We start from the raw sequence: 6,130 nt of genomic DNA, 5'->3' as shown, positions 1-6,130 counted from the left end.
AGCTTGGCGCCGTCCAGAAAGTCGTCGCCGGCACCGCCGTAGAGCGTGTTCTGGCTGACGCCCGGGATCAGCGTGTCGTTGCCGCCGCCGCCGCGCAGCACATCCCCCGCTCCGGCGCCGCGCAGCTGGTCATCGCCGCCGTCACTATAGAGCAGGTTGCCAGCCTGCTACTGGCCCGAGATGAAGTCCCGGCCCGCCCCGCCGCGCAGCACGCCATGACCAGTGATCTGGTCGTTGCCATCGCCGCCGAGGATTACACCCCGCCCGGGCCGCCATCGAGGATGTGATCCCCGGCATGCCCAAATAAAATGTCAGTATCGAAACCACCAGAGAGCCGATCGTTGCCTGCACCTCCGTAGAGGATGTCGTCGCCGCGATCACCGATCAGGACGTCATTTCCAGAAGCACCAGAGATGAAGTCATCACCGAAGTTGCCGAAGATGGTATCCTTGCCCAAGCCACCAGACAGGGCATCGTTACAGGGCATCGTTGCCACCGCCGCTGATGGTGTCGTCGCCGTTCTGGCCGTCAATCAGGTCGCTCAGCTGCGTGCCGAAAATCCTGTCTGCTTGCGGAGTGCCAGCGATCCTAACCATTGCCGGATCCTATGGATAGATGGGGAGTAGCCTCTTCCGGTAGGCAGAGCCTAATAATAGATCAGTTCAATAAAATCGACGACATGACGCTGCGTGTCGAACTTCATAATGATGATGTGCTGCCGTACAACTGATTGGGCCGGTTGCTCAGATATTACCGCCGTGCTCATCCCGACATCCTGTGGGTGATGGTGAAGCGGCGAATGACCTGACCAACAGGACGGCTGAGGTAGGCCTGCCGACACCTCCGCACGAAGGGTGGCTGCCCACGATGTTTCCGCGCGGCCGCCCCGTGGTGGTCCGCGCGCTATCCCGAGGGCGCCATATCGAGTTGATCCAACACGCGAGGGCGGCCAAGGTCGCATGCGTGGGCAGTCATGCGCAGGACGATCGCCTTGCGGCCATCCTGCGGTTGCCGAGGGTGCGATGGTGAAGGACGACATGGCGCCGGCCGATCGAGGCTCCCCCTGATGGCGGTGGGTGGAGCGCGGCGGCTGCCGGCCTGGGCGGACTACGGCCTCCTGCCGCTGCTCAATCTGGTGGTTGCCTTCCTGATCGCCGGCCTCGTCGTGCTGGCGCTCGGCGAGAACCCGCTGGAGGCGTCTGGCTACCTGGTGCGCGGTGCCTTCGGCAGCCCCGAGGTCTTGAGCTGGACCCTGTTCTACGCGACCAACTTCGTGTTCACCGGCTTGGCAGTCGCCATCGCCTTCCGTGCCGGCCTGTTCAACATCGGGGCGGAGGGACAGGCCTATATCGGCGGGCTCGGCCTGACCCTGGTCTGCCTCTACCTGGGCGACCTGCCGTTCTTCGTGATCCTGCCGCTCGCCACCGTCGCGGCCGTGGCGTTCGGTGCCGTCTGGGGCTTCATCCCAGGCTGGCTGCAGGCCAAGCGCGGCAGCCATATCGTCATCACGACGATCATGTTCAATTTCATCGCCGCGTCGATCATGACCTACCTGCTGGTCTACGTGCTGATCCGGCCCGGCAGCTCCTCGCCCGAGACCGCCACCTTCGCCGAGAACGCCTGGATGCCGCAGCTCTGGCAGCTGGGTGCCGCACTCGGTCTCGACCTGCCGCGCGCACCCCTCAACCTGTCGTTCTTCTGGGCGCTCATCTGCACCCTGCTGTTCTGGCTGTTTCTGAGCCGCACCCGCGCCGGCTTCGAGCTGCGCGTGGTCGGCCGAAACGATCAGGCCGCGGTCTATGCCGGCATCTCCCCGGCGCGCTGGCAGATGATCGCCATGGCGCTGTCCGGTGCGCTGGCCTCCTTCATCGCGCTGAACGAGGTGATGGGCAGCCACCACCGCCTGCTGCTCAACTTCACCGGCGGCTACGGCTTCGTCGGCATCGCCGTCGCGCTGATGGGCCGCAACCACCCGGTCGGCATCCTGCTGGCGGCGCTGCTGTTCGGGGCACTCTACCAGGGTGGCTCGGAACTGGCCTTCGACATGCCGGCGATCACCAAGGACATGGTGGTGGTGGTCCAGGGCCTGGTGATCCTGTTCGCCGGCGCGCTGGAACATTTCTTCCGCCCATCCCTGGAGGCCCTGTTCCGCCGTCGCCGGGCGCTGCCGGCATGAGCGACCTCTGGCTCCCGACCCTGCTCCTGCTGGACAGCACGATCCGGCTGGCCGCACCCCTGATCCTGGCGGCGCTGGCCGGCCTGTTCTGCGAGCGTGCCGGCATCGTCAACATCGCCCTGGAAGGCAAGCTGCTAGGCGGCGCCTTTGCCGCCGCCGCCGCCGCACAGCTCACCGGCAGCGCCTGGATCGGCCTGCTCGCCGCCATGGCGTTCGGCTGGGGGCTGGCCATGGTCCACGGCTTTGCCACCATCACCCATCGCGGCGACCAGGTCGTCTCCGGCATGGCGCTGAACATCCTGGTGGCGGGGCTGGGTCCGGTGCTGGCCAATGCCTGGTTCCAGCAGGCCGGCCGCATCCCGGTCACCGCCGAGGACGCTCGCTTTCCCTCGCTGACGCTGCCCTTCGCCGAAGCGGCGCGCTCGGTGCCGATCATCGGCCAGATCTATGCCGAGCTGCTTTCCGGCCACAACCTGCTGGTCTACCTGGCCTTCCTGGCCGTCCCGCTGACCTTCTGGGTCATCTGGAAGACCCGGTTCGGCCTGCGCCTGCGGGCGGTCGGCGAGAACCCGGCCGCGGTCGACACGGCCGGCATCTCGGTGCCATGGATGCGCTATCGTGCGCTCATGGTGTCCGGTGCCCTGTGCGGGATCGGCGGCGCCTATCTGTCGATCGCTCAGAATGCCGGCTATCTGCGCGACATGAGCGCCGGCAAGGGCTATCTGGCGCTCGCAGCCCTGATCTTCGGCAAGTGGCGGCCGGTGCCGACGCTACTGGCCTGCCTCCTGTTCGCTTTCACCGACGCCTTGCAGATCCGCCTCCAGGGCCTCCCGGTCGCGGGCATCGGCGAGATCCCGACCCAGTTCGTCCAGGCCATCCCCTATGTTGTGACCGTGATCCTGCTGGCCGGCTTCGTCGGCCGGGCGGTGGCACCCAAGGCGATCGGCGTGCCTTACATGAAGGATCGCTGAGCCTGCCCAGCCGTTGGGATGATCGGCCTGTTCCTGCTATCCTCGATCCTTCGGCTTGCCAGGGTAATGTTCATGTTTCACCGCCGAACGGGAACCATGTTTTTGCACGAACGAACCCGAGAGCAGGTCATGGCTCCATTACGAAACGAACCCGACGCCGCTGACCCGGTATCGTGGCCCGTCTATGCTCGGATCATGAACCCGATCCTGCCATCCACCTATTCCGGCGCGAACGGATGAGCGCCCCGGCCGATCTCCTGGCAGCCGCGACCGCCGTGCTGGAGCGGGCCTACGTTCCGTACTCGCAGTTTCCGGTAGCGGCGGCGCTGCGTACCGTCGACGGCCGGATCCATGCCGGGGTGAACGTCGAGAACGTCGCCTACCCGCAGGGGCAGTGCGCCGAGGCCAGCATGATCGGCATCATGGTGGCGGCCGGCGGCCGGCAGATCGCCGAGGTCCTGGTGCTGGCCGAGGGCGAGCGGCTGATCGCGCCCTGCGGCGGCTGCCGCCAGCGCCTGGCGGAGTTCTCGTCCCCCGGCACGCCAGTCCATCTCTGCCATCCGGACGGGCGGCATCTCGCGACCAGCATGGCCGAGCTCCTGCCGCACGCGTTCACCACCGCACATCTGGGCGGCGGCGAAGCGGCTGCGACAGGCGAGGACGCCGCTGCGATCGTCCGCCGGCAGGTGGCCGACCTCGCCCCGCAGGTGGCGATCATCCTGGGCTCCGGCCTCGGCGGGCTGGCAGACGAGCTCGAGGGGGCCACCAGCTTCGCCTATGCCGACCTACCGGGCTTCCCCGCTGCCGGGGTCCAGGGCCATGCCGGCCGGCTGGTGCTGGGCCGTCTGTCCGGCGTGCCGGTCATGTGCTTCCAGGGCCGGGTCCATCTCTACGAGGGCAGGCCGGCAACCTCGGTCCTGCCGCTGGTCCGCCTGGTCGATGAGCTCGGCTGCCGCCGCCTCGTCCTGACCAATGCAGCCGGGTCGCTGCGCCCCGAGGTCGGGGAGGGCTCGATCAGCCTAATCGCCGACCACATCAACCTCCAGGGCACCAGCCCGCTGGTCGGTGGGCCCAACTTCGTCGGCCTGACCGCCGTGTACGACCCGGAGCTGCGCCGGGTGCTGCGCGATGCCGCCCGGCAGCTTGGCCTGGACCTGCCCGAGGGTGTCTATCTCGCCACGCTGGGCCCCCAGTTCGAGACGCCGGCTGAGATCCGGGCCTTCCGCACCCTCGGCGCCGACCTGGTCGGGATGAGCACCGTGCCGGAGGCGATCGCCGCCCGGCAGCTCGGCCTGCGCGTCGCCGGCCTGTCCGCCGTCACCAACCTCGCCGCTGGGATGACCCCAGCCGAGCTCAGCCACGACCACACCCTGGCAGGTGCCGAGATCGCCGGGGCCAAGCTCCGCCGCCTGCTCGCCGCCGCCCTTCCGGACCTCGCCCGCGCATGATCGACAAGAATACCCAGGACCTGCTGGCCAAGGCCGATTTCGCCCCCGCCACGCCGGAGGTCGCCCGAGGCGCCATCCCGCTGGTCGACCTGACCTCGCTGTCGGGCAGCGAGACCGGGGCGGAGATCGAGGCGCTCTGCGTCAAGGCCCTGGAGCACAAGGTCGCCGCAGTCTGCATCTATCCCCGCTTCCTGCCGCTCGCCCGGCCGCTGCTGGCCGGCAGCACCGTGCGTCTGGCCGCGGTCGCCAACTTCCCGGATGGCTCGGACGACCTGGCGCGGGCCGCGGACGAGGCCGCGGCGGCAGTGGCCGACGGTGCCGACGAGGTCGACGTGGTGGCGCCGGTCCAGGCGATCATGGAGGGCGATGTCGGCATCGTCGGCGAACTGGTGGACGCGGTCCGGGTGGCGATCGGCCCGGCGACCAGGCTGAAGCTGATCCTGGAGACCGGCGTGCTCGCCGACCCCGACCGGATCACCGCGGCCGCGCGCGCCGCCGTGATGGCCGGCGTCGACTTCCTCAAGACCTCGACCGGCAAGGTGCCGGTGGGTGCCACGCCCGAGGCTGCGGCCGTGCTGATGCGGGTCTGCGAGGAGGCCGGGCTGCGCGTGGGCTTCAAGGCATCGGGCGGCATCCGCACGGCTGCCGATGCCGCCCGCTATCTGTGCCTGGGCGACGCCATTATGGGAGCCGGGCAGATCTCGGCGCAGACCTTCCGCTTCGGGGCATCCTCCCTGCTGGACGATCTGGTCCGTGTGGCGGGGGGCGGTGCCTCGCAGGCGGGAGACAGCGGCTACTGATGCTCCCGCAGGAGATCATCCGGACCAAGCGGGACGGCGGCGTGCTCGACCCGGCAGCGATCCGGCTGTTCGTCGCTGGCCTGTCGGACGGGAGCTGGACGGAAGGTCAGGTGGCAGCACTGGCCATGGCGATCGTCCTGCGGGGAATGGACCCGGTCGAGACCGCCCTGCTCACAGAGGCGATGGCCGGATCGGGCGAGCAGCTCTCCTGGGACGATCTGCCGGGTCCGGTGGTCGACAAGCACTCCACCGGCGGGATCGGCGACAAGGTCAGCCTGATCCTGGCCCCGCTGCTGGCCGCCTGCGGCTGCTATGTGCCGATGCTCTCCGGCCGCGGCCTGGGCCACACCGGCGGCACGCTGGACAAGCTCGATTCGATCCCGGGCTATTGCACCGCAGCATCCATCGAGCTGGTGCGCACGACCGTCCGCTCGGCCGGCTGTGCCATCGTCGGCCAAACCGGCGAGCTCGCGCCCGCCGACCGGCGCCTCTACGCGATCCGCGACGTCACCGCGACCGTGGAAAGCATCCCGCTGATCACCGCCTCCATCCTGTCCAAGAAACTGGCGGCCGGGCCTGGCTACCTCGTGATGGACGTTAAGCACGGCTCCGGCGCCTTCCTGCCCGGCCTGGATGAGGCTCAGGCACTCGCCCGCTCGATCGTGGACGTCGCCCGCCATGCCGGGCTGCCCTGCCGGGCGCTGCTCACCGACATGGGCATGTGCTTGGGCCGGG

At 68.7% G+C, this 6,130-nt stretch carries 7 protein-coding genes and 1 pseudogene; 5 read left to right on the top strand and 3 right to left on the bottom strand.

The window, feature by feature from the left end; translation table 11 throughout:
* The 3 genes and pseudogenes from EQG76_RS33435 to EQG76_RS33430 all read right to left on the bottom strand — a co-directional run.
* Positions 1-155 (bottom strand): annotated as a pseudogene (locus EQG76_RS33435) (calcium-binding protein); the annotation flags it as partial.
* 98 nt (positions 156-253) lie between these two features.
* Positions 254-487 carry a calcium-binding protein gene (locus EQG76_RS12575; protein ID WP_159713814.1) on the bottom strand — a complete coding sequence of 78 codons (234 nt, stop codon included), beginning with the start codon at positions 485-487 and terminating at the stop codon, positions 254-256.
* Entirely contained in the window at positions 477-596 is a 120-nt protein-coding gene (locus tag EQG76_RS33430; RefSeq protein ID WP_159713812.1) for a hypothetical protein, read from the bottom strand. Before EQG76_RS33430 ends, EQG76_RS12575 begins: the two co-directional genes overlap by 11 nt.
* Before the next feature lie 470 nt (positions 597-1,066).
* Here EQG76_RS33430 and EQG76_RS12565 point away from each other — a divergent pair, with 470 nt between their 5' ends.
* The 5 genes from EQG76_RS12565 to EQG76_RS12545 all read left to right on the top strand — a co-directional run.
* Positions 1,067-2,176 (top strand): ABC transporter permease, encoded by a 1,110-nt coding sequence (locus tag EQG76_RS12565; protein WP_159713810.1) that lies wholly within the window; start codon positions 1,067-1,069, stop codon positions 2,174-2,176.
* Positions 2,173-3,147 (top strand): ABC transporter permease, encoded by a 975-nt coding sequence (locus EQG76_RS12560; protein WP_159713808.1) that lies wholly within the window; start codon positions 2,173-2,175, stop codon positions 3,145-3,147. The genes EQG76_RS12565 and EQG76_RS12560 overlap by 4 nt, the downstream gene beginning before the upstream one ends.
* Positions 3,148-3,383: 236 nt before the next feature.
* Complete coding sequence (locus EQG76_RS12555) at positions 3,384-4,595, top strand: purine-nucleoside phosphorylase (RefSeq protein ID WP_321573458.1); 1,212 nt, start codon at positions 3,384-3,386, stop codon at positions 4,593-4,595.
* A complete protein-coding gene (deoC, locus tag EQG76_RS12550) occupies positions 4,592-5,395 on the top strand; it encodes a deoxyribose-phosphate aldolase (RefSeq protein WP_159713806.1) in 804 nt (267 codons plus the stop codon). The genes EQG76_RS12555 and deoC overlap by 4 nt, the downstream gene beginning before the upstream one ends.
* The coding region (locus EQG76_RS12545; protein WP_159713804.1) for a thymidine phosphorylase at positions 5,395-6,130 on the top strand (736 nt) is incomplete at its 3' end. The genes deoC and EQG76_RS12545, both read left to right, overlap by 1 nt.

It is taken from the genome of Geminicoccus flavidas, from assembly GCF_009806515.1.
Lineage (GTDB): Bacteria > Pseudomonadota > Alphaproteobacteria > Geminicoccales > Geminicoccaceae > Geminicoccus > Geminicoccus flavidus.
The sequence above is the reverse complement of the archived record's forward strand: the minus strand, read 5'-3'. Positions and strand labels throughout refer to the sequence as shown.